We start from the raw sequence: 19,625 nt of genomic DNA, 5'->3' as shown, positions 1-19,625 counted from the left end.
TGAAAAAATCTTAAGACTTTACCTTTCAGGTCAGTCCGAATCCACACAGGAACACAACAGCTCCCAGATTTCCTCCGCCGTGCCCCGTCCACTGAAACGCAGCACCACACCATTGGAATAAAGCACGCTGAAATTCCCCCGGGGAGTATCTGTATCTCCCGCATCTTCCCGCGCAACGACACGGCTTCTGACCACCTCCAGACTCATATCCTCCCAGGCAAACACGGGATCGTTCATACTCTCCCTGTATTCCTGCGGTACTGTCTCCGCATGGGGAATTTCATAAAGCCTTTCATCATAAGTCTCCGGTTTGTTGATATCCACAGAGGCAGGTACCGTTTCCGGTGCTGAAAGATACAGCATAATGGAATCCATTCCCCTCGTCCAGGTAATTCCCAGACTTATCTCCGGGCTCCCGGAATAGCAGCAGGCACTTTCAAAAGCATATCCCTGCGGAAGCTTTCCGGGAATAAACTCCCCCAGACCCTCCATACTTCTTGCCGCTTCCTCTGTCAGCTTTGTGTGTTCCGGGATTTTACATGCCGTCGAATCGGTTGTGTTCTCTGCGGACAGATTCTCCTGACAGGCCTCATTCTGTACCCTTTCCTTCTCCGGGACGGCTTCTTCGCCTGCCGCTTTGTCTCCGTCACCGGAATCTCCGCTGACACCATAATGTCCTGCTTCTTCCTTATCCGGGTTCGGGGCACCGGCCCCATCGCTCTCCTGTCCTCCCGTAACCTCTATTCCTTCTCCGTCTTCCACCATACTGGCACACATATCCTGTACCATGTCTCCCGTCTGCTGCCCTGCGCCCTCTTCCGGTGCAAGCTCTATGGCTTCCGACGCTGCTCCGGAATTGTATCCCTGTCCTCCGGCTGCACTGTCATTGACTACACCAGTCAACTTATATCCTCCCCAGCTGACAGCTCCCACCACAGCCAGGCAGAGTACCGCGGCCCACGTTCCCCCATACCTTCCCGGGAATTTCCGTCTCTTCCTTCCGAAAGCTGCGATTTCATTCCTGTCATTTGCTCCGACAGAGTGGCTGACAACCCCACTGACATCATAGCTGACAGTTCTGTCATGCTTCCTCCTGCCGCTTCCTTTCTCAGTTCTCACATCCCGCCTGCATCGCTCCAGAAGCTCCTCATCCACCCCGGACAGCACTTCCATAAGCCGCATGGCACCGTCTATGTTTTTTCCTCCGTTGTAAATCCGACTCATAAGATCACGCCCTCACTTTCCAGATAGCTCCGAAGTTTCGCCCGTGTGCGGAAAAGGGAAGTCTTCACTGTGTTCAGCTTCATGCCATATCGCTCTGCAATTTCACTGTACTCTTCCACATACCAGTAACGCCTCAGAAATACATTACACTCCCGCTCCGGCAAAGTACGCAGAAATTCATTCATCATCCGTTCCAGCTCTGCTGCCTCCACTGCCTCTTCCGTACTCCTCACATCAGGAATACACTCTGCCAGCTCATCCAGAGCCACTGTCATTTCACCGTTTCCTCTCTTCATGGTATGTCTTTCCTTCCATCTGTCCAAAGCCAGATTCCTTGTGATTGTTCCCAGAAACACAGCAAAACGGCCCGGCCTCTTCGGCGGAATGGCATTCCATGCCCGCAGCCAGGTATCGTTTACACATTCGTCGGAATCCTCCTTCGAATATAAAATATGCCAGGCTATACTGTAACAATAATTTCCGTAGGAATTCTGCGTCTCGGAAATCGCCCTTTCCTCTCTTGCCCAATACAAATCCAGTATTTCCGTATCTCTCAATTCTGCTCCTCCCGATTCCTGTACTGTGACTGCCTTACCCTTATAAACGACATTCTCCGCCGAATGTTCCCCGCCGGATTTATCTTTCACTCAAATCCATACAATACGACGGATAAGAAAAAGAGCAGGTAGTCACCTGCCCCCGTTTCTTCTTTACCTGTACAACACAACTTCCTCTCTGCAGCGTCATCACATCAGCGGAGCCACAATCCGCATCAGTCTTCCCAGTGCCCTGTCTATCAGCTTCATTTTCTTATAATCTTCCGTGTTCATTTCCATACATTTTTTCAGCGTATCCTGTACATCTTTTTCGATTACGGCTATCTCGGAGTTCCGATACAGAATCAGGCCGCACTCAAAATGATGATACAGACTGCGGTAATCCAGGTTAACCGTCCCCACCACTGCCTTGACGTCATCAGACACAAATACTTTGGCATGTACAAAGCCAGGTTCATACTCATAAATCTTCACACCAGATTCCAGCAGTTGATTATAATAAGTCTTCGCCAGCACAAAGGCATACTTTTTATCCGGTATATGCGGCATGATGATTACAATCTCCACTCCCCTTTTCGCAGCATAAATCAACGCCATCAGCATCTGATAATCCAATATCAGATAGGGAGTCATAATGTGTACATAAGTGTGCGCGGTATTGATAATCTCCAGATAGACTCTCTCCCCCACACGCTCAGGCCCCAGCGGGCAGACACTGTAAGGGATGGCATACCCGTCACTGGACACGGAAGCGTCTGAAGGAAGCTTATATTTTTCACGGGTATCCGGTTCCCGCTCCGACTCATTCCACATTTCCAGGAACATATAGGTGAATCGCTCCACCGCGTCCCCCCGCACCATAATGCCCACGTCCTTCCAGTGGCCGAAACGTTCTTTCTCGTTGATATATTCATCCGCCAGATTAATTCCGCCGGTGAAAGCCACTCTGCCGTCCACCACCAGGATTTTCCGGTGATCGCGATTATTGTAATGAGGTGAGAAAATCGGTTTGATCGGTGCGAACATTTTGCACCGGATGCCTTCGTCTTCCAGCATCTGCGGGAAATCATTGGGCAGATTCCACAGCACATTGGTGCCGTCATACATAAAGCGCACTTCCACCCCCTGCCTGGCTTTCTCCAACAGAATATCCAGAATCGCCCCAAGCATCCTGCCGCCGGCCACAATGAAAAACTCCATAAAAATGTACTTTTCCGCTTTCTTCAGTTCTTCCACCATATCCACAAACTGACTGTCGCCCAAAGCGTAATATTTCACCTGGGTATTGTCGTATACGGGACTGTTGTCACAGTTTTCAAGATAATGGGCCAGCTGTCCCATATGAGGGCTTTCCGTCCGGAGCCTGTCTCTGGTATCCGCCCTGGGCAGCACATATTTCTTCGTATGCTCCGCCTGGTACATCAGACGGTTATACAGGACCTTCGTCCCCGGCTGAATTACAATCGTCACATAGAAAATAGCACCAAATACAGGAAAAATGGCAATGGGAAGCATCCAGGAAAGTTTCGTGTCGGGATTGTCAGGCGCGTTGAATATATACACCACAGCAACGGCGCTGATACTCAGAAAAAGGAAATAAAACAGATAGCTGTAGTTACGCAGCAGAATATATCCCAGCGCCAGCATTATAAGCTGGGCCAGAAACCCCAGTAAAATCATGGCGGTCCTGCCATATATTACCGTCTTAATCGCTCCGAGTCTTGTATTGACCTTCTCGCCTATGCTCATTTGCTTCACCTGCTTTCGGCTCAAAAAATTTATTGAGATTCTTAAGACACCGGCACAGTATTTCCATTTCTTCCTCACTTAAATCCTTCGCAATGGCTTTTATCATTTTTTATGAAAATCTCTGTGATGGTAGAAAGCCTTTTTCCCTTTTTCCGTGAGAATTACATACACAACACGCTTGTCCCTCTGGCTGCGCTCTCTTCTGATATAGCCCTTTCTCTCCAGTCCGTTCATATTGGTGGTCAGCGTACTGACCGTAACGGAAAGTCTGTGCGCTATCTCGGACATATTTCTGGGTTCTTCCACGCCGATTGCCTCTATGATATGCATATCGTTGTTGGTGATGTCGCTGTAATCCACAGTGATCACAGCCTTTGCCTCCATATCCATCACATGGTTAAACAGGCTCACCAGCAATTCGTTGATGGAACGTTTTGTGTTCTGTGCCATTTTGTCACCGATATCCTCCCCGGTCCGTCCCCGCAATGCACTGTTCACTGTATTTCAGGCCGGATCGTATAACAGGAATATGGCTGCAGAGCCGTCCAGCCTGCCCTGCTCCAATTCCCATACTATAAATTTACCAAGTTTCCGCCAAAAGTCAATAGCAACTTACCATCACCACTCCAGCACACAGGCCCCGTAAGTCAGCCCGGCACCGAATCCGGAAAGCACCAGTTTCATCCCTTCCCGGAGTCTGCCTTCTCTGTTCAGCTCATCCAGCAGAAGCGGAATCGCCGCGGAAGAAGTATTTCCTACCTTCTGAAGATTCATGGGAAATTTTTCCAGGCTCACGGAAAGCCTTCTGGCAATTCCCTCTATAATGCGCCGGTTAGCCTGATGGAGTACGAAAAGCTCCACCTCCGGAACAGTCAGCCCCGCCCTGTCCAGCGCTTCCTCCACAGCCATGGGCACCTGGCGCACCGCAAAAGTAAATATTTCCCGCCCGTCCATTCGAATATAAGGGTTTTGAGCCTTCCCTGAAAAATACGGATTGACGATCTGTCTGCATCCACAGGCCAGCACGCCGCCCCGGCTCCCGTCGGAATGCTGAACAAAACCAAGCACACCGCCTGATTCGCATTTTTCCACATACACCGCCCCGGCGCCGTCTCCGAACAGAATGCAGGTCCCTCTGTCCTCCCAGTCCACAATTTTGGACAGTACTTCACTTCCCACAATCAATGCGTTTCTGTAAATTCCCGCCTCCACATAGGCCCATGCGGTATGCAGGGCAAACAAAAAGCCCGCACAGGCCGCGTTCAGATCAAAAGCCACGGCATTGCCGGCTCCGATTTTATCCTGCACCTGACAGGCAATGCAGGGAGTGGTGTCTTCCGGCGAGCAGGTGGCAACCAGCAGCAGTTCCACCTCCCCCGCCTCCTTCTCTGCATTCTCCAGGGCCGAAACGCAGGCCCGGGCCGCAAGCTCCGCAACGGTTTCACCCACAGACACATATCTTCCGCCGATCCCGGTCCGCTCCCTGATCCACTCATCGGAAGTATCCACCAGACCGGCAATCTCTTCGTTCGTCACATATCTGCCGGGAAGTGCGCTCCCCGTCCCTGTTATCCTGATTGACATATTCCTGTCCGTCCTTTCCCGTCTTATCCCGCTTCCCTTAATCCAGGCGAAGCATCGTGATTTTCCGTGTGATATCAATATTTCCGAAATCTGTCATACCTCTGATCCGCAAGCTCCTGTCCTGACAGACCTCTGCAGCGCTCCAGAAAGTCCCTGATCTGTACTTTCAGGTATTCCCCGATGGCCTGAACCGTGGTCTCATCCGCGCCTCCGAACTCAGGGATGATCTTCTCAATGACGTCCAGCTGCTTCAGATCCTGCGCCGTAATCCGCATCATCTCGCTGGCTTCTCTGGCTCTGGAAGAGTCTTTCCACAGAATGGAGGCAAATCCTTCCGGCGAAAGAATGGAATAGGTGGCGTTTTCCAGCATCCATACTTCATTGCCCACCGCCGTGGCCAGTGCACCGCCGCTGCCTCCCTCTCCGATAAAGATACACAGAACAGGCACCTTCAGCGCCGACATTTCCCGCAGATTACGGGCAATGGCCTCTCCCTGTCCCCTTTCCTCCGCCTCTATGCCGCAGAACGCGCCGGAAGTATTGATAAAGCTGACGATGGGACGATGAAATTTCTCTGCCTGCTTCATCAGACGCAATGCCTTGCGGTATCCCTCCGGTCTGGGCATACCGTAATTACGTCTCTGACATTCTCTGAGATCCTTCCCCTTCTGCTCCGCAATCACAGTCACCGGCTGACCATCCAGAAAACCGATTCCTCCCGTCACCGCCGGATCGTCCCCAAAGCACCTGTCTCCGTGTGCTTCCACAAAATGTTCAAAAATGTACGTCATATAGTCACCTGCGGAGGGACGTTCTATTCTCCGGGCAGCTTTTACCCGTTCCCAGACGCTTTCCGTCTTCGTCTTCCAGATATGTTCCCGCACAATTTCGCTTACGTCAAACTGAAATTCCATATTCGGTGTGAAGTCGGCATACTCGCCTTCCCTGCCCTGATGGGCTTTCACCAGAAAATAGATGGTTTTCTTCAGGTTTTCTCTCTTCACAATCCCGTCAACGATGCCATGCTCCACCAGAAACTCGGCGGTCTGGAATCCCTCCGGCAATTCCTGCCCAATGGTCTGCCGGATTACCCTGGGACCTGCAAAGCCAATCAGCGCGCCTGGTTCCGCCATAATCACATCTCCCAGCATGGCAAAGCTGGCAGTGACACCTCCCATGGTCGGGTCTGTGAGTACAGTACAATAGAGCAGCCCTGCTTCCCCCAGTCTCTGAATGGCGGCGGCAGTTTTCGCCATCTGCATCAGAGAGATAATCCCCTCCTGCATTCTGGCTCCGCCGGAACAGCAGAAGAGAAATACCGGCAGTCGCTTCTCAATGGCCCGCTCTATGGCCGCAGCAATTTTTTCTCCCACATTGTGTCCCATGCTGGCCATCAGAAACCTGGAATCACAGATTCCCAGCATAATGTCCTCGCCGAACACCTTACACTGTCCCACCGTGACCGCTTCCTCCATTCCTGTCTTCTCCCTGGCTTCCTCCAGCTTTTCCTCATAGCCCTCGTAAGCCAGCGGATTCCGCACAGGCATCTCCGGAAACCACTCTTCAAAAGTATGCGGGTCCGCCACCATACGGATCCGGTTCTGCAGTCTGACCCGAAAATAGCCTCCGCATTCATAGCAGATATATTTTCGCTTCACCACCTTCTCCCGGTCCACCATCTTCCCGCATTTGGGACAGCGGATCCAATATACTTCCTTCTCCGGGTACGGTATGTTTTTTTCCTCTTCCGGGCTCTCTTCCCCAGGCTCCGTTGTCCGCAGTTCTTCTGTCCGCTTCTTAAAAAAGGAGAGTCTTCTCTCCTTCTGCAGACTCTTACCAGATGTCCTATCGTTTCCGATCTTTCTCATCATTTTGTCTGCCTCCTCATCCCACGGCAAAAGTCAGTTCCGCTTCCGCCACTTTTCTGCCCCCCACAGAGGCAACAGCCCTGCCCACACCCATGGGGCCTTTTACCCTGATGATTGTGGTTTCCAGCAAAAGCTCGTCTCCGGGAATTACTTTTTTCCTGAACTTTGCCCTGTCGATTCCCGCAAAGTAAGCAGTGCGCCCTTTCCATTCCGGCAGAGACAGAAAGGCCACCGCTCCCACCTGGGCCAGCGCCTCCAGAATCAGCACTCCGGGCATAACCGGATTCCCCGGAAAATGCCCCTGAAAATAAGGTTCATTCACACTGACACATTTCTTTCCCAGAGCCCTCACTCCGGGCTCCAGCTCTTCTATGGTATCTATCAATAAGAAGGGATATCGATGCGGAATGATATCCATGATTTCCCTGGCTGTATACAATGACATATGTGCCTCCTCATATTAATCGCTGCGCGATGGCTCTAAAGGGTAAAGTCCCTTCGGCACACCCCTCTGAGAGAAGATTTCATTCGAAAGTGCTCTCATGAATCTTTCTCTCGTGTGCCTTTGTGACTTTACTGTTTAATCGCTGCGCGATGGATCTAAAGGGTAAAGTCCCTTCGGCATACACAATAGCCCTAAAGGGTAAAGTCAGTCTCTCATTTTACCTGCCAGAATACTGGCGTTGTGTCCCCCGAATCCCAGAGAGTTGCTGAGTACAAAAGGTACATCCTCTTCATGGCTTTCTCTGCAGTAGTCCAGATTCATTTCTTCCTCTGTCTCTCTGAGCCCCGCCGTTTTATGGACAAAACCTTCCTGAATCTCTTTCACACAGGCGATGAATTCCACAGCGCCTGCGGCGCCCAGAAGGTGTCCCGTCATGGACTTGGTGGAATTGATTCTAAGGGCATCGGCATGTGTGCCGAACGCCAGCTTTATGGCTCTGGTTTCCACCAGATCATTGTGTTTCGTACCGGTGCCGTGGGCGTTGATGCAGGTCAGCTCCTGCGGCTTCACACCACCGTCCTCCAGCGCATTCAGCATGGCTCTGGCGGCGCCGGAACCATCCTCCGCCGGAGAGGTGATATGATACGCATCGGAAGTACATCCGTATCCAAGTACTTCCGCATATATGTGCGCCCCGCGCATCCTTGCATGTTCCAGCTCTTCCAGAATCACTATCCCGGCGCCTTCCCCCATGACAAATCCTCTCCGCTCCCTGTCAAAAGGAATGGAGCACCTGTATGGATCGGTACTGTCCGAAAGCGCTGTCAGCGCGGAGAAGCCGGCAATCCCCAGGGGCGTCACAGCAGCCTCCGCGCCGCCTGCCACGCACACATCCGTCTCTCCATATTGAATGGAGCGGAATGCCTCTCCGATGGAATTGGTGCCTGTGGCACAGGCTGTGGCCACATTCAGACTCTTGCCCTTCAGCCCATAGAAAATGCTGACATTCCCCGCAGCCATATTGGAAATCATCAGCGGCACGAACAGCGGATTCACTCTGCCCGGGCCCTTTTCCGTCAGCCGGGCATACTCTCTCTCCGCTGCCTGGAGGCTGCCCACACCGCTGCCCACAAAGCATCCCACCCTGTAAGCGTCCTCCTTTTCCATATCCAGCGCCGCGTCCGAAAGGGCCTCTCCCGCCGCTGCCACCGCATACTGACAGAAAAGCTCCATCCTTCTGGCCGCTTTTTTGTCCATATAGTTTTCCGGCTGAAAGTCTTTCACCTCCGCAGCCAGCTTACATTTGTAATCAGAAGTATCAAACCTTGTGACAGGTGCGAAACCGACTTTCCCCTGTCTGATACCGGCCCAGAACTCCTCCACGCCAATTCCGATGGGGGTCACCGCCCCCATACCCGTAACGACTACTCTTCTTCTCATTTCTGCTCCCATCTGGTTCCTGTTCACCGCACCTTTTCCCGCTTTTGACCGCGTTTACATTGTCATTCCACCGTCCACACAGAAAACCTGACCTGTGATATAATCTGCACCTCTGCCGGCCAGAAATGCCACCAGTCCGGCCACATCCGCCGTACTCCCCGGTCTGCCCATGGGAATGGATGCAATTGCAGCATCCCTGGCTTTCTCCGGCATCGCACCTGTCATTTCCGTGTCGATAAATCCCGGCGCCACAGCATTGGCGCAGATGCCTCTGCCGGCCAGTTCTCTGGCAACACTTTTCGTCAGGCCGATGAGCCCTGCCTTGGAGGCAGAATAATTGGCCTGCCCTGCATTTCCCGTCACACCGGACACAGAAGAAATATTAATGATTTTACCGCTGCGCTGCTTCAGAAAATGTCTGGACAGATGACGAATGGTATTGAAGGCCCCTTTCAGGTTGGTATTCAGCACCCTGTCGTACTCTTCCTCCGTCATACGCACAATCAGATTGTCCCTGGTAACCCCTGCATTATTCACCAGAATGTCCACACGACCATATTTTCGGATGATTTCTTCTATCATGCTGCCGCAGGCCTGAAAATCGGACACGTCGCAGCCAAGCGCCTCGCTCTGCCCTCCGTTTTCTTCAATCTCTCTCACCGCTTCCAATGCCCGTTCTCTGGAACCATTATAGTTCACCAGCACCACCGCACCTTTTTCCGCAAGGAAACCGGCGATGGCTCTGCCGATTCCCCGGCCGGCACCGGTTACCAGCGCCACCTTACCTGCAAGTTCTTTTTCCGCTTCCATTTTTGTCTCCACCTGTTTTCGTCCCTGTTTCCTGTTCTGTCCTTCTGTTTCTGTCACTTTTAACGCTTTCCTCTGTGGATTCCGCCTCTGTCATTCTTCGAACTCCAGTCCCCGGCCCTTCCGGCTTCCGCTGCAAGCTCTCAGGAATTCAGAAATGCTTCCATCTCTTCCACTTTCCCTATATTTACTACCCGCACATCACGGCTCATTTTTTTCAGGAAACCTGCCAGCGTTCTGCCCGGTCCGATTTCAAGGAAAGTATCCACTCCGTCGGCCAGCATTCTCTCCATTGTCTCCCGCCATCTCACGGTTGAGGATACCTGCCTTGCCAGAAGGGACTTAATCGGCTCACATTCTGTGACATAATCCGCTTCCACATTGCAGACATACGGGATCTCCGGCCGGTTCACGCCAACCTGCTCCAGCTGCGCCGCCAGCTTCTCCCCTGCTCCTCTCAGCAGTTCTGAGTGAAAAGGCCCGCTGACCTTCAGCGGAATACAGCGCTTTGCCCCCGCCTGCTGCATTCTGGCCGAAGCCTCCTGTACCGCCTGTGCTTCCCCGGAAATCACAATCTGTCCCGGACAGTTATCATTTGCCACAGACACCGTTCCCTGTGTCTCCCTGCAGATATTCCGAATTGTTTCCGCATCCAGTCCCAGCACGGCAGTCATCGCTCCGCCCACAGGGTATGCTTCCTGCATATAAGTCCCCCGGAGATATATCAGACGGAACAGCTGCGGAAGCTCCATCACCTTTGCCGCAGCCAGCGCGCCGTATTCTCCCAGGCTCAGCCCCGCGGCGCAGTCCGCTCTGACCCCCTTTTCCTCCAGTACCTTCAGAATGGCCACTTCTGTGGTCAGCATGGCAATCTGTGTGTACTTCGTCACATCCAGGCTGTCATTTTCCGTAAAGCAAAGCGCTCCCACATCCAGGCCGGCGGCTGCTCCCGCCATTTCATATATATTTTCTGCCGTCTCAAAAGTATCGTAAAAATCCTTTCCCATACCGCAGTACTGGGCACCCTGACCCGGAAATATAAATGCTGTCTTTCCCATCTTATCTTTTTTATCCTTTTTCTTCCTGTCTCAATCCATCAGCAATTCACCGGCACTATCCAGAAGCTTTCTGCTCTCTTCCATCAGCTCACTGATGATTTCGGCGCATGTCTGCTCTTTCCTGATCAGGCCTGCAATCTGGCCCGCCATCAGTGTTCCGTTTACAACGTCGCCCTCCACCACTGCCTTTCTCAATGCCCCCAGAGTCATCTGTTCCAGCTCTTCAAAAGGCGCGCCGGCTTTTTCCAGCTTCAGATATTCCCGGGTCATATGATTCCTGAGCTGACGAACCGGATGTCCGTGGCTTGTTCCCGTCACCTCGGAATCAATATCCCTGGCGGCGACAATCTTCTTCTTGTAGTTATCATGGACTATGGATTCCTCTGCCACCACAAAGCGGGTTCCCAGCTGAACCGCTTCCGCTCCCAGCATAAACGCTGCTGCCAGGCCTCTTCCGTCCCCGATTCCGCCCGCCGCAATGACAGGAATACTCACGGCATCCACCACCTGAGGTACCAGAGTAAAAGTGGTTGCCGCCCCGATATGTCCGCCGGACTCCATTCCTTCTGCCACCACGGCGTCTGCGCCTCCGCGTTCCATCATCTTTGCCATGGCCACACTGGCCACCACCGGAATCACTTTCACTCCGTTTTCCTTCCACAGAGTCATGTATCTGCCCGGATTGCCTGCTCCGGTGGTCACCGCGCACACTTTCTCTTCTGCGGCCACCTGTGCTATGGCCTCCGCCTCCGGATTCATCAGCATGATATTCAGACCAAAAGGTTTATCTGTCAGCTCTCTGCACTTTCTGATCTGTTCCCGCACAAACTCTGCAGGCGCGCCGCCGGCGCCGATGATACCGAAGCCCCCTGCTTCCGAGACGGCCGCGGCCAGATGGTATTCCGCCACCCAGGCCATTCCCCCCTGAATCACCGGATATTCTGTTCCCAAAAGTTTCGTTATTCTTGTCTTCATATTCTGTCCCTGTCCGCAGATTACAGATCCACACCTTTGTCTGCCAGATATTTCATCACATCTCCCACTGTGGCCAGTTTCTCCAGATCCTCGGAGGGAATGTCAATGCCAAATTCCTCCTCCAGCGCCATCACCAGCTCGAACAAATCGAGAGAATCCGCCCCCAGATCTTCCTTAAAATCAGTGTTCTCCGTAATCTCTGCTCCTTCCACGCTTAAGTTTTCTTCGATTACAGCCTTTAATTTCTCGAACATTTTTTCTCTCCTTTTACCTTTTCAAATGTGGTTTTCAATTCTATGTATGATAGTTCGAAATTCAATTTATTTGATTTTCAAATTATTTGATTTTCAAACTTTTAAAGATGATAACCCCGACTGAAGAAAATGTCAATAGAGAATAAAAAATTTATGCAAAAATATCAGCGGTGAGAAACTTGTTTTTCTGCTTGACCTTGTCCCTGGGACATAGCTTATGCTGGTTGTGAAATGAATTCTGCAAAGTCATTGCCATACCACAGAAAGCAGACACTTAATTTAGGAGAGGAAAATGAAGAAAGTACGTTTTGAGAAAAAAAGTATACATATTTGGATTCCCTGAAAATTTCTATAATCAGTTCACCCGTGTGTACGATATTGTATTTGATTCTGTCTCTTGCTGTTGCAATTCTGCCAACCTACCAGGTTATTATTAATGCAAGATTTATTGATAATGCGCTGGGACTTATAGACGGCTCCGCAACAAAAAGAGCGGTATATATTTCACTGGCGATTGTTATCGGGATTATAGCATATCAATGGGTTGTTGGGCCCATAAAGGCATATCTTGCCAACAAAATCGAGATGGATATGAGGGTCAGTCTTAAGGGTGCATATGTTGAAAAATGTTCAAAGATTGAGTTCAAGTATATTGAAAATACGGACAGTATGGATTTAATGAACCGTGTTGCCGACACAATGGAGCATAAGTTTATCGACGGCTTTACAAATGTAGTCAATCTGATATCGCTGTTTATGACAATTGCGGGACTTCTTATTGTCCTTATTACACAGATTGCCTGGGTTGCACTGATTATTATAGCTGTTGCCGTACCGCTTCTCTATCTTTCGTTCATAAGCGGAAAGGCAACCTATGAGGCCAATAAAGAGATTACCAAATATCAGAGAAAATACAAATATCTCACCACCGTAATGACGGGAAGAGAAAATGTTGATGAGAGAACGGTATTCGGATATAACGAAAAGCTTAATGACAAGTGGTTTGAGCAGTATGAGATTTCCAGAAAAATGGAAACAAGAACACGTGCCAAATGGTTTGTAAAGCTTAAATCCGGAAGTATGATAACAGCATTTCTGTGTACCTTTATTGCAGCAATGCTTATCAACCCTGTTGCAACGGGAATTATTACAATCGGTATGTTCTTTTCACTGATAAATGCAACCTTTGATCTTGTACACACCATGTCATGGTCACTCACAAGATTAATCGAGGCTGTATCCACACATATCGAATACCTTAAGGAGATTACAAAGTTTGCAGCATTTGAACAGTATGATAATGCGGATGCCGTGCCTGAAGGCGGTATAGAATTTAAGTCTTTGGAATTCAGGAATGTAACCTTCAAATATCCCGGTACGGAAACCTATATTCTTAAGGATATGAATATGAAGATAGAAGCCGGCAGGCATTATGCCTTCGTTGGAGCAAACGGAGCGGGAAAGAGTACCATTGCCAAACTTCTGACAGGTCTTTATCAGGATTATGAGGGCAGGATACTTATTAACGGAAGAGACCTTAGAGAATATACGGCAGCTCAGCTTAAAGCCTTTTATTCAGTTGTTTATCAGGACTTTGCAAGGTATTCAATTTCAATCTGGGATAATATTGCCATAGGATGCGTTGGCGGAGCGGATGATGAAGCAATCAGCAATGCCATAACTGCCCTTAAACTGGACTCGGTTATTGAAGGCCTTGAGGATGGTAAGGATACATTGCTGGGTAAGCTGGCACAAGAAGGCAAGGATCTTTCCGGCGGTGAATGGCAGAGAATTGCCCTTGCAAGATGCTTTGTAAGTGAAGCACCGATTCGTGTACTGGATGAACCCACAGCCGCTTTGGATCCCATTGCGGAAAGTAACCTTTATAGTGAATTTGCAAAGCTCTGTGAAGGAAGAACCACATTGTTCTTCAGTCACAGACTGGGCTCGGTTAAGCTGGCAGACTACATTTACGTAATTGATAACGGACATGTAGAGGAACAGGGAACGCATAGTGAGCTAATGGCTGCAAAGCAGCTTTACTATACGATGTATGACAGTCAGAGGAGGTGGTATCAATGAGTGAAAAGAAAATAAGTCCCATTAAGATACTTAAGAGAATAACGCCTCTTGTATTTAAGGCAACACCCTTCTTTTTTGGATTGTTCATTGTAGTTACAATACTCCATGGCTTGTCATGGGCAGTAAAGATTTTGTTTCTGCAGAAGTTTTATAATACCACCAGTGAAGTAATAAATACAGGCGGAAGCATAAAGACCATATACATTTCTCTTATTGTGTACGGCGTGGTTATTATTCTGGCAGAGCTTGTTAACGCACTTAACAATTTCCTGTATCTGCCATTTAACCAGAAGGTTATCGGAAAATTGATGCAGAAGGTTCATCTTAAGATATCTAAAATTGGAGCCATCGAATATGAAAATGCGTCAACTCTGGACAGCATCAACAAGGCCGAGATGGGAATCAATAATATCTTCAACATGGTATTTTCATTTATCATGATGATGGCATTTTTTCTGCCCTATGTGCTGTTTATGGGAATATGGATTTTTACTATTAAGCCGATTCTGGCAATCGTAATTGTTATTTCCATGATGCCCTGTCTTCTGACAAAGCTTGTGCAGGTAAGTATGTACGCTAATCTTGAGGATGAGATTGCTCCGCTGAGAAGATCCTATGATTATTATGAGAGCACCATCTGCTCCAAGGAATATTTCAAGGAAACGAGAATCCTGGGCGTAACGAACTATTTTAAGAGGCTTTATTATGACACAATGGTTGTTCTGAATAAGAAAAGCCTTAAGGTGGCAAAGAGAGCCTGTCTGTTTGATCTTGCGGGAAAAGGCATAGGCCTTGCGGGTTATCTGGCTGTCCTTCTGCTTTTTGTTAAAGCATTGCTTACAGGTGATATTACGGCGGGTACATTTGCCGCAATATTCACGGCAATCGTAAAGATACAGGAAATGGTGGGAGAAATGATTCATCTTGTGGGCGATATAGGTAAGAACAGCGGTTCGATCAACAACCTTCTCGATTTCATAGATATGCCAGAAACAGACGGTGAAACAAAGGTAAATGATTTCTGTGAAAAGATTGAGCTTAAGAATGTTTCCTTTACATATCCGGGAGCAAAAGAGGAATCTCTGACAGATGTCAATCTGACGATTGACAAGGGTGAGACCATTGCAATTGTGGGACATAACGGAGCCGGAAAATCAACTCTCGTGAGACTGATTACAGGGATATATCAGCCCACCGGCGGCAGTGTGACATTAGACGGTATACCCACAAAGGATATTAAGCCATCGAGCCTTTACGGACTTATGTCCGGCGTATTCCAGAAATTCCAGAAATATCAGATGACTCTTCGTGAAAATGTTATGATCAGCGATCCTGATACGGAAAGGGAAGACGGAACTCTGCTGGAAACCTTAAAGAAAGCGGATGTGGATATTGAATCACAGTCTTATCCCGACGGTTTGGAAACAATGCTTTCCCGTGAGTTTGACGGCGTAGACCTTTCAGGCGGACAGTGGCAGAGGGTATCCATTGCAAGAGGCATCAACAGAGACAGTAAGGTAATCGTTTTGGACGAGCCTACTGCAGCAATCGATCCCATTGAGGAGACAAAGATATATAAGAAGTTCAAAGAGATATCCGATGAAAGAACAACGGTGCTTGTAACGCACAGACTCGGAAGTGCCAGAATTGCAGACAGAATCGTTGTTATGGAAAATGGCCGTGTTGCAGAAATCGGAACCCATGATGAGCTGATTCATAAAAAAGGCACATATTATGTTTTGTTCATGTCACAGGCACAGTGGTATGAGAATCAGAATGCTTAACAGGAACGTATAATAGGAAGAAAACAGCTGTTTTGCAGGAATGCAGGCGCCAACATCACGCTCGGAAGATATACGATAGCCAATGACAGAACGTTTGGCAGCATCCATGATGAACCAGATGCAGCCTCTGATGCTGCGAACTTTGATATAGTTTTGCTGATTTTTCAGCATATTTATGATAAAATAATTGCAGGGGTTCTGCTTCCGGGCATCGATTTTCCCTGCAGTTTTACCCCGAATCTTACCGCGAAATGGAGTAAAAAGCCACGTACAGACCAAGCGACAGTATCCCATGGGATGAGTTTGAAACCAAATCTTTACCCTTTAGAGCCGTCGCGCAGCGACTTAATTCAGGAGAAAAATTTATGAAAAATGACCTTATGATGATTGGAGAAATCGCGGACTTTTTCGGTATCTCCAGAAAGGCAATCCGTTTATATGAAAAGAAAGGGATTATTCAGCCTGTGAAAGTGGACGACGCCAACGGATACCGTTATTACTCGGCCGCACAGGTGCAGCAGTTAAATGCGCTGTTGGAACTAAAGGCATTGGGCTTTTCCTTGGACGAAATCAAAAGGATTATCGACGGAAAAGCAGAGAAAGCAACATTGCTTGAAATGCTTGAAAAGAAGCGGCAGGCCTGGCTGGAAACCATGAACAGCGCCAGATACAAAGAGGAATGCCTGGGCGAGATGATCAAAAATCTCCAGGTCTCCCCCGCAGCGCAGAAGATTACGGAAATGACAGAAGAAGAACGGGCGTGGCTGTTGGTAAAGATGGTATGCCTTGAAGACGTCAGAGCACAGAAAGTTCTAAGCGAAGCCTTGTGGTTATAAAATCTGTGGCTGTGTAAAGCACACATTTCTTTCACGAGTCCGTATCCACAGACTGCATTCGGTCCTGAAATTCGTCGGTTGTTCTGACCCGGGCTGCCAGCTTAAGCCATTGCCTCAAAATGCTCAGATCTCTCTGCGCGGATATTTCCTCTCTCAGTCCCTCTGGGACCGGTCCCTTTTCCGTCAGCAGGTCAAGGACAGCTTCGGCCCGGCCTCGGGCCTCACCAATTGCTTCACCCTCGGCCCGTTCCTCCTCAAACATTCTGATGATATTATACTTAAACGCCATATCATACTCTCCATTCTCTGTCCAGCTCAGGATTTCCTCCATCACTGTCTCCCTGTTCCCGCAGACTGACAGCAGTATGTATTTCACCCAGTTGTGAAATTCCTCTTTCTCCTGTGCCCCCAAAGATTCCATTCTCTGGTACGCTGTACGGATAGCCTCCGTCAGTTCCGCCCTCTTTCTGAATTTATCGCAGTACATAATATTATCCAGTACTGTATTTGTCGAAAGAATATACTTCTCTTCAAGCTTCGACAGATCTATCAGATAATACTTCAGGTTCAGGACGTGATCCCCGAACAGGTCGCCGCAGTTCTGGTATTCTTTCAGGCTTTTCACTGCAGTCCAGCTCTCCTGACCGTTATAGAAAATGATCGGCACCATGGCTGGCAACCGAAATCCGGCTCTCTCCCGCTCATCCTTCGGTGTATTCAGGAAATGCTTTAACAGCATGTTTCGTTCATAATAACCCCTGTATGCATCGATAAAATTACAATAACTCGCCGATCTTTTCATCATCCCAGTCCGGATGCTTTTTCAGTGCATCACATATCCGAACCACAAGATGAATGTCTTCTTCCAGCATGTCTGCAATCTCTTCCGCAGACATATTCCTGGAGACTTTCTTCCGAACCAGACTGATTACTTTCCGAAGTTCACCGATCGCCTCGCCTTCGGCCCGCTCGTCTTCAAATGCTTTGATGATGTTATACTTAAATGCCATATCATCCTTCCCCTTTCCCGTCCAGCTCAGGATCTCCTCCACCACTGCCGCCTTATTCCCGCAGACCGACAGCAGAATGTATTTCACCCAGCTTCGGAACTCTTCTTTCTCCTGTGCCCCCAAAGCTTCTGTTCTTTCGTATGATGTGCGGATAGCCTCCGCCAGCTCAGTTCCTTTTCTGAACTTATCACAGTACATAATATTATCTAATACCGTATTGGTAGACAGAATATAGTTCTCCTCAATCTTCGATAAATCAATCAGATAGTACTCCATATTAAGAATACGACTCCCGAACAGGTCCCCGCAGTTCTGGTATTCTTTCAGGCTTTTCACCGCGGTCCAGCTCTCCTGGCCGTTATAGAAAATAACCGGCACCATGGCAGGCAGCCGAAATCCGGCTTTCTCCCGTTCATTCTTCGATGTGTTCAGGAAATGCTTTAACAGTGTGTTTACCACATACATCAGAACTCTGAAAATCATGGTGTAGTCCACCGTGGACTGCAGCTCCTGCAGAATAAAGATAAAAACGTCCCTGTCCCCCGGCAGATGGGCCTTGTAAATCAGGTCCGCCTCCCTGCCTTCATAATCCTTTTCCAGCATTCTGGTGTCGCAGAGGCTTAAGTCTGAGACCTCCAGCTCTTTCGTCCAGTCATCACTCACATACTTCCTGAGAAAATGCAGGAATTCCTCTGGGTTTGACAGTCTTTTACGGTATCCCTTATCGTGGGGCATATCCACTGCAATCTTCTGTAAACTGCTTCTTTCGCCCATGGGCAGTCTTTCCTTTCTGAGAGAGGTTCTTCTCTCTGTGCGGTACGCAGGAAAGCACTTCCTCCTTCCTGCCGTGGTCTATGGTTTCTAATTTGGAATTTGGGTTTCACCCGGCAAGAAGTTTGAACTTACATGAAAGGCTTTGGACAGCCTTCAGACAGATAACAGAATTCAGAATTCTTTGCCTGAGAACAGGTTAACACAATTCAGGGTAAATTGCAACAGATTTTTGATGGTTGTGGCCGATTTTCAGGTGGATTTTTATACGCAATTTTTGTCCCCTGATTTTGGGGCGGTAATTCGGATAACTTCGCGTTTAGTTCACGGGGCTGGGATTCCTGCAAGGACCTTGAAGGGCCTGAGGTGCGTCCAACCTTGCGAAAATCATGGACCGTCGTAAGGTCCCGCTGCTGGAAGGCCTGCAGCACTATCTGGAGAAAGATGATGATAACCACAGGAGCATTTGACAATACCAGTGAATATCAGCTGCTCATCCGTCTGATGAAAGAAAGAGCAATCCTGCAAGATGACGGAAAACGCAGGCTGCGCAGGAAAGAGGAAATAGAGGAACCGTCGAAAACGCTGCCCAATCCATCCGATCCGGAAGCAACCTTCCGGAACAAGGGAGGAAGGAAGCACATAGGGTATGTGGGAAATGTGGTGGAAGGCGTAGGAGAAAAAGGCAGGCTTCTCAAATGTATTCATGGCCAGGTTCCGTTGAAATGCAGTTATAATCCCCGGATGTTTAAAAACACCGCTCTGAAGGAAATTTCATGGAAAACAGTGGGCCGTGCGAAGCAGGTAAGATACATGCAAACGGAAGAACTCAGGAAATATGCCTGTTTCCGCAACGGTGTAGAAATCATCCCATCGGTTATGCGCAGGAAATACCATGTGGACAAAATACCGGCCCATGGAACGAAGCGTTGACTACCTCCGCTTCTCCCTCCGAAAGCCATTTCAACAGCTCATTCCGGCCTGCTTCCGTAATTGTATATATATTTTTATCCGGCTTTCCCTGCTGGGGCACATAGGTTTTCGAGACCCATGCATTCCGTTCCAGAGTCTGCAGTTCGCGGTAAATCTGGCTGGTCCGCGTGTTCCAGAAGTAATGCAGAGAATCCCGGAAAACCGTATTGATCTCATAGCCTGTCATGTCCTGATAATTCAAAAGTACA

19 protein-coding genes are annotated in these 19,625 nt (G+C 49.1%); 4 read left to right on the top strand and 15 right to left on the bottom strand.

Annotated features, from left to right (window positions below; all coding sequences use genetic code 11):
* Window positions 1-30: 30 nt before the first annotated feature.
* From NSB25_RS05000 to acpP, 12 genes are all read right to left on the bottom strand, one after another.
* Window positions 31-1,224, bottom strand: a complete 1,194-nt coding sequence (locus tag NSB25_RS05000) for a hypothetical protein (RefSeq protein WP_103238334.1) — start codon at window positions 1,222-1,224, stop codon at window positions 31-33.
* Window positions 1,221-1,781: an RNA polymerase sigma factor gene (locus NSB25_RS04995; protein ID WP_103238481.1), complete on the bottom strand. Its 561-nt coding sequence runs from the start codon at window positions 1,779-1,781 to the stop codon at window positions 1,221-1,223. The genes NSB25_RS05000 and NSB25_RS04995 overlap by 4 nt, the downstream gene beginning before the upstream one ends.
* A gap of 189 nt (window positions 1,782-1,970) precedes the next feature.
* Window positions 1,971-3,530 carry a cardiolipin synthase gene (cls, locus tag NSB25_RS04990; RefSeq protein ID WP_103238333.1) on the bottom strand — a complete coding sequence of 520 codons (1,560 nt, stop codon included), beginning with the start codon at window positions 3,528-3,530 and terminating at the stop codon, window positions 1,971-1,973.
* 102 nt (window positions 3,531-3,632) lie between these two features.
* Entirely contained in the window at window positions 3,633-3,980 is a 348-nt protein-coding gene (locus NSB25_RS04985) for a MarR family winged helix-turn-helix transcriptional regulator (RefSeq protein WP_306817556.1), read from the bottom strand.
* A 168-nt stretch (window positions 3,981-4,148) separates the two neighbouring features.
* Window positions 4,149-5,114: a beta-ketoacyl-ACP synthase III gene (locus NSB25_RS04980; protein ID WP_103238332.1), complete on the bottom strand. Its 966-nt coding sequence runs from the start codon at window positions 5,112-5,114 to the stop codon at window positions 4,149-4,151.
* Window positions 5,115-5,188: 74 nt separating this feature from the next.
* Window positions 5,189-6,985: an acetyl-CoA carboxylase carboxyltransferase subunit alpha gene (locus NSB25_RS04975; protein WP_330406031.1), complete on the bottom strand. Its 1,797-nt coding sequence runs from the start codon at window positions 6,983-6,985 to the stop codon at window positions 5,189-5,191.
* Window positions 6,986-6,998: 13 nt separating this feature from the next.
* The gene (gene fabZ, locus NSB25_RS04970) at window positions 6,999-7,427 is read right to left on the bottom strand and encodes a 3-hydroxyacyl-ACP dehydratase FabZ (RefSeq protein ID WP_103238331.1); all 429 of its coding nucleotides are present in this window, start codon (window positions 7,425-7,427) and stop codon (window positions 6,999-7,001) included.
* Between the two features lie 204 nt (window positions 7,428-7,631).
* Window positions 7,632-8,867: a beta-ketoacyl-ACP synthase II gene (gene fabF / locus NSB25_RS04965; RefSeq protein ID WP_103238479.1), complete on the bottom strand. Its 1,236-nt coding sequence runs from the start codon at window positions 8,865-8,867 to the stop codon at window positions 7,632-7,634.
* Window positions 8,868-8,921: 54 nt separating this feature from the next.
* On the bottom strand, window positions 8,922-9,677 hold the full coding sequence (fabG, locus tag NSB25_RS04960; RefSeq protein ID WP_103238478.1) for a 3-oxoacyl-[acyl-carrier-protein] reductase: 756 nt from the start codon (window positions 9,675-9,677) through the stop codon (window positions 8,922-8,924).
* Between the two features lie 140 nt (window positions 9,678-9,817).
* Window positions 9,818-10,732 carry an ACP S-malonyltransferase gene (fabD, locus tag NSB25_RS04955; RefSeq protein ID WP_103238330.1) on the bottom strand — a complete coding sequence of 305 codons (915 nt, stop codon included), beginning with the start codon at window positions 10,730-10,732 and terminating at the stop codon, window positions 9,818-9,820.
* A gap of 30 nt (window positions 10,733-10,762) precedes the next feature.
* Complete coding sequence (fabK, locus tag NSB25_RS04950; protein WP_103238329.1) at window positions 10,763-11,707, bottom strand: enoyl-[acyl-carrier-protein] reductase FabK; 945 nt, start codon at window positions 11,705-11,707, stop codon at window positions 10,763-10,765.
* Between the two features lie 20 nt (window positions 11,708-11,727).
* A complete protein-coding gene (acpP, locus tag NSB25_RS04945; RefSeq protein WP_103238328.1) occupies window positions 11,728-11,961 on the bottom strand; it encodes an acyl carrier protein in 234 nt (77 codons plus the stop codon).
* A 330-nt stretch (window positions 11,962-12,291) separates the two neighbouring features.
* Between acpP and NSB25_RS04940 the strand changes: the two genes are divergently transcribed.
* The 3 genes from NSB25_RS04940 to NSB25_RS04930 all read left to right on the top strand — a co-directional run bounded on the left by NSB25_RS04940 (window position 12,292) and on the right by NSB25_RS04930 (window position 16,663).
* Window positions 12,292-14,043, top strand: coding sequence for an ABC transporter ATP-binding protein (locus NSB25_RS04940; RefSeq protein WP_257479231.1), 1,752 nt, complete (start codon window positions 12,292-12,294; stop codon window positions 14,041-14,043).
* Window positions 14,040-15,827 carry an ABC transporter ATP-binding protein gene (locus NSB25_RS04935; protein ID WP_103238326.1) on the top strand — a complete coding sequence of 596 codons (1,788 nt, stop codon included), beginning with the start codon at window positions 14,040-14,042 and terminating at the stop codon, window positions 15,825-15,827. The genes NSB25_RS04940 and NSB25_RS04935 overlap by 4 nt, the downstream gene beginning before the upstream one ends.
* Before the next feature lie 365 nt (window positions 15,828-16,192).
* Window positions 16,193-16,663 (top strand): MerR family transcriptional regulator, encoded by a 471-nt coding sequence (locus NSB25_RS04930; protein WP_103238324.1) that lies wholly within the window; start codon window positions 16,193-16,195, stop codon window positions 16,661-16,663.
* A 31-nt stretch (window positions 16,664-16,694) separates the two neighbouring features.
* Here the strand turns inward: NSB25_RS04930 and NSB25_RS04925 are convergent, their stop codons facing one another.
* Together NSB25_RS04925 and NSB25_RS04920 are read right to left on the bottom strand one after the other, a co-directional pair.
* Window positions 16,695-17,468 carry an Rpn family recombination-promoting nuclease/putative transposase gene (locus NSB25_RS04925; protein ID WP_103238323.1) on the bottom strand — a complete coding sequence of 258 codons (774 nt, stop codon included), beginning with the start codon at window positions 17,466-17,468 and terminating at the stop codon, window positions 16,695-16,697.
* On the bottom strand, window positions 17,440-18,447 hold the full coding sequence (locus tag NSB25_RS04920; protein WP_103238322.1) for an Rpn family recombination-promoting nuclease/putative transposase: 1,008 nt from the start codon (window positions 18,445-18,447) through the stop codon (window positions 17,440-17,442). The genes NSB25_RS04925 and NSB25_RS04920 overlap by 29 nt, the downstream gene beginning before the upstream one ends.
* A 441-nt stretch (window positions 18,448-18,888) precedes the next feature.
* On the opposite strand from NSB25_RS04920, the gene NSB25_RS04915 reads away from it, so the two are divergent.
* Window positions 18,889-19,377, top strand: a complete 489-nt coding sequence (locus tag NSB25_RS04915; RefSeq protein ID WP_146039978.1) for a hypothetical protein — start codon at window positions 18,889-18,891, stop codon at window positions 19,375-19,377.
* Here the strand turns inward: NSB25_RS04915 and NSB25_RS29635 are convergent.
* A complete protein-coding gene (locus tag NSB25_RS29635) occupies window positions 19,322-19,618 on the bottom strand; it encodes a PadR family transcriptional regulator (protein ID WP_257479230.1) in 297 nt (98 codons plus the stop codon). The genes NSB25_RS04915 and NSB25_RS29635 overlap by 56 nt on opposite strands.
* Window positions 19,619-19,625 lie beyond the last annotated feature (7 nt).

The sequence above is a fragment of the Acetatifactor muris genome (assembly GCF_024623325.1).
GTDB classification, from domain to species: Bacteria; Bacillota; Clostridia; order Lachnospirales; family Lachnospiraceae; genus Acetatifactor; species Acetatifactor muris.
The sequence above is the reverse complement of the archived record's forward strand: the minus strand, read 5'-3'. Positions and strand labels throughout refer to the sequence as shown.

Bases quoted from the DNA above. Each gene is read 5' to 3' on its own strand.
- NSB25_RS05000 (WP_103238334.1), bottom strand. From the start codon at position 1,224: ATGAGTCGGATTTACAACGGAGGAAAAAACATAGACGGTGCCATGCGG.
- fabG (WP_103238478.1), bottom strand. From the start codon at position 9,677: ATGGAAGCGGAAAAAGAACTTGCAGGTAAGGTGGCGCTGGTAACCGGT.
- fabD (WP_103238330.1), bottom strand. From the start codon at position 10,732: ATGGGAAAGACAGCATTTATATTTCCGGGTCAGGGTGCCCAGTACTGC.
- NSB25_RS04985 (WP_306817556.1), bottom strand. From the start codon at position 3,980: ATGGCACAGAACACAAAACGTTCCATCAACGAATTGCTGGTGAGCCTG.
- cls (WP_103238333.1), bottom strand. From the start codon at position 3,530: ATGAGCATAGGCGAGAAGGTCAATACAAGACTCGGAGCGATTAAGACG.
- NSB25_RS04930 (WP_103238324.1), top strand. From the start codon at position 16,193: ATGAAAAATGACCTTATGATGATTGGAGAAATCGCGGACTTTTTCGGT.
- NSB25_RS04980 (WP_103238332.1), bottom strand. From the start codon at position 5,114: ATGTCAATCAGGATAACAGGGACGGGGAGCGCACTTCCCGGCAGATAT.
- NSB25_RS04975 (WP_330406031.1), bottom strand. From the start codon at position 6,985: ATGATGAGAAAGATCGGAAACGATAGGACATCTGGTAAGAGTCTGCAG.
- NSB25_RS04935 (WP_103238326.1), top strand. From the start codon at position 14,040: ATGAGTGAAAAGAAAATAAGTCCCATTAAGATACTTAAGAGAATAACG.
- NSB25_RS04920 (WP_103238322.1), bottom strand. From the start codon at position 18,447: ATGGGCGAAAGAAGCAGTTTACAGAAGATTGCAGTGGATATGCCCCAC.
- fabK (WP_103238329.1), bottom strand. From the start codon at position 11,707: ATGAAGACAAGAATAACGAAACTTTTGGGAACAGAATATCCGGTGATT.
- fabF (WP_103238479.1), bottom strand. From the start codon at position 8,867: ATGAGAAGAAGAGTAGTCGTTACGGGTATGGGGGCGGTGACCCCCATC.
- acpP (WP_103238328.1), bottom strand. From the start codon at position 11,961: ATGTTCGAGAAATTAAAGGCTGTAATCGAAGAAAACTTAAGCGTGGAA.
- fabZ (WP_103238331.1), bottom strand. From the start codon at position 7,427: ATGTCATTGTATACAGCCAGGGAAATCATGGATATCATTCCGCATCGA.
- NSB25_RS04915 (WP_146039978.1), top strand. From the start codon at position 18,889: ATGATGATAACCACAGGAGCATTTGACAATACCAGTGAATATCAGCTG.
- NSB25_RS04925 (WP_103238323.1), bottom strand. From the start codon at position 17,468: ATGATGAAAAGATCGGCGAGTTATTGTAATTTTATCGATGCATACAGG.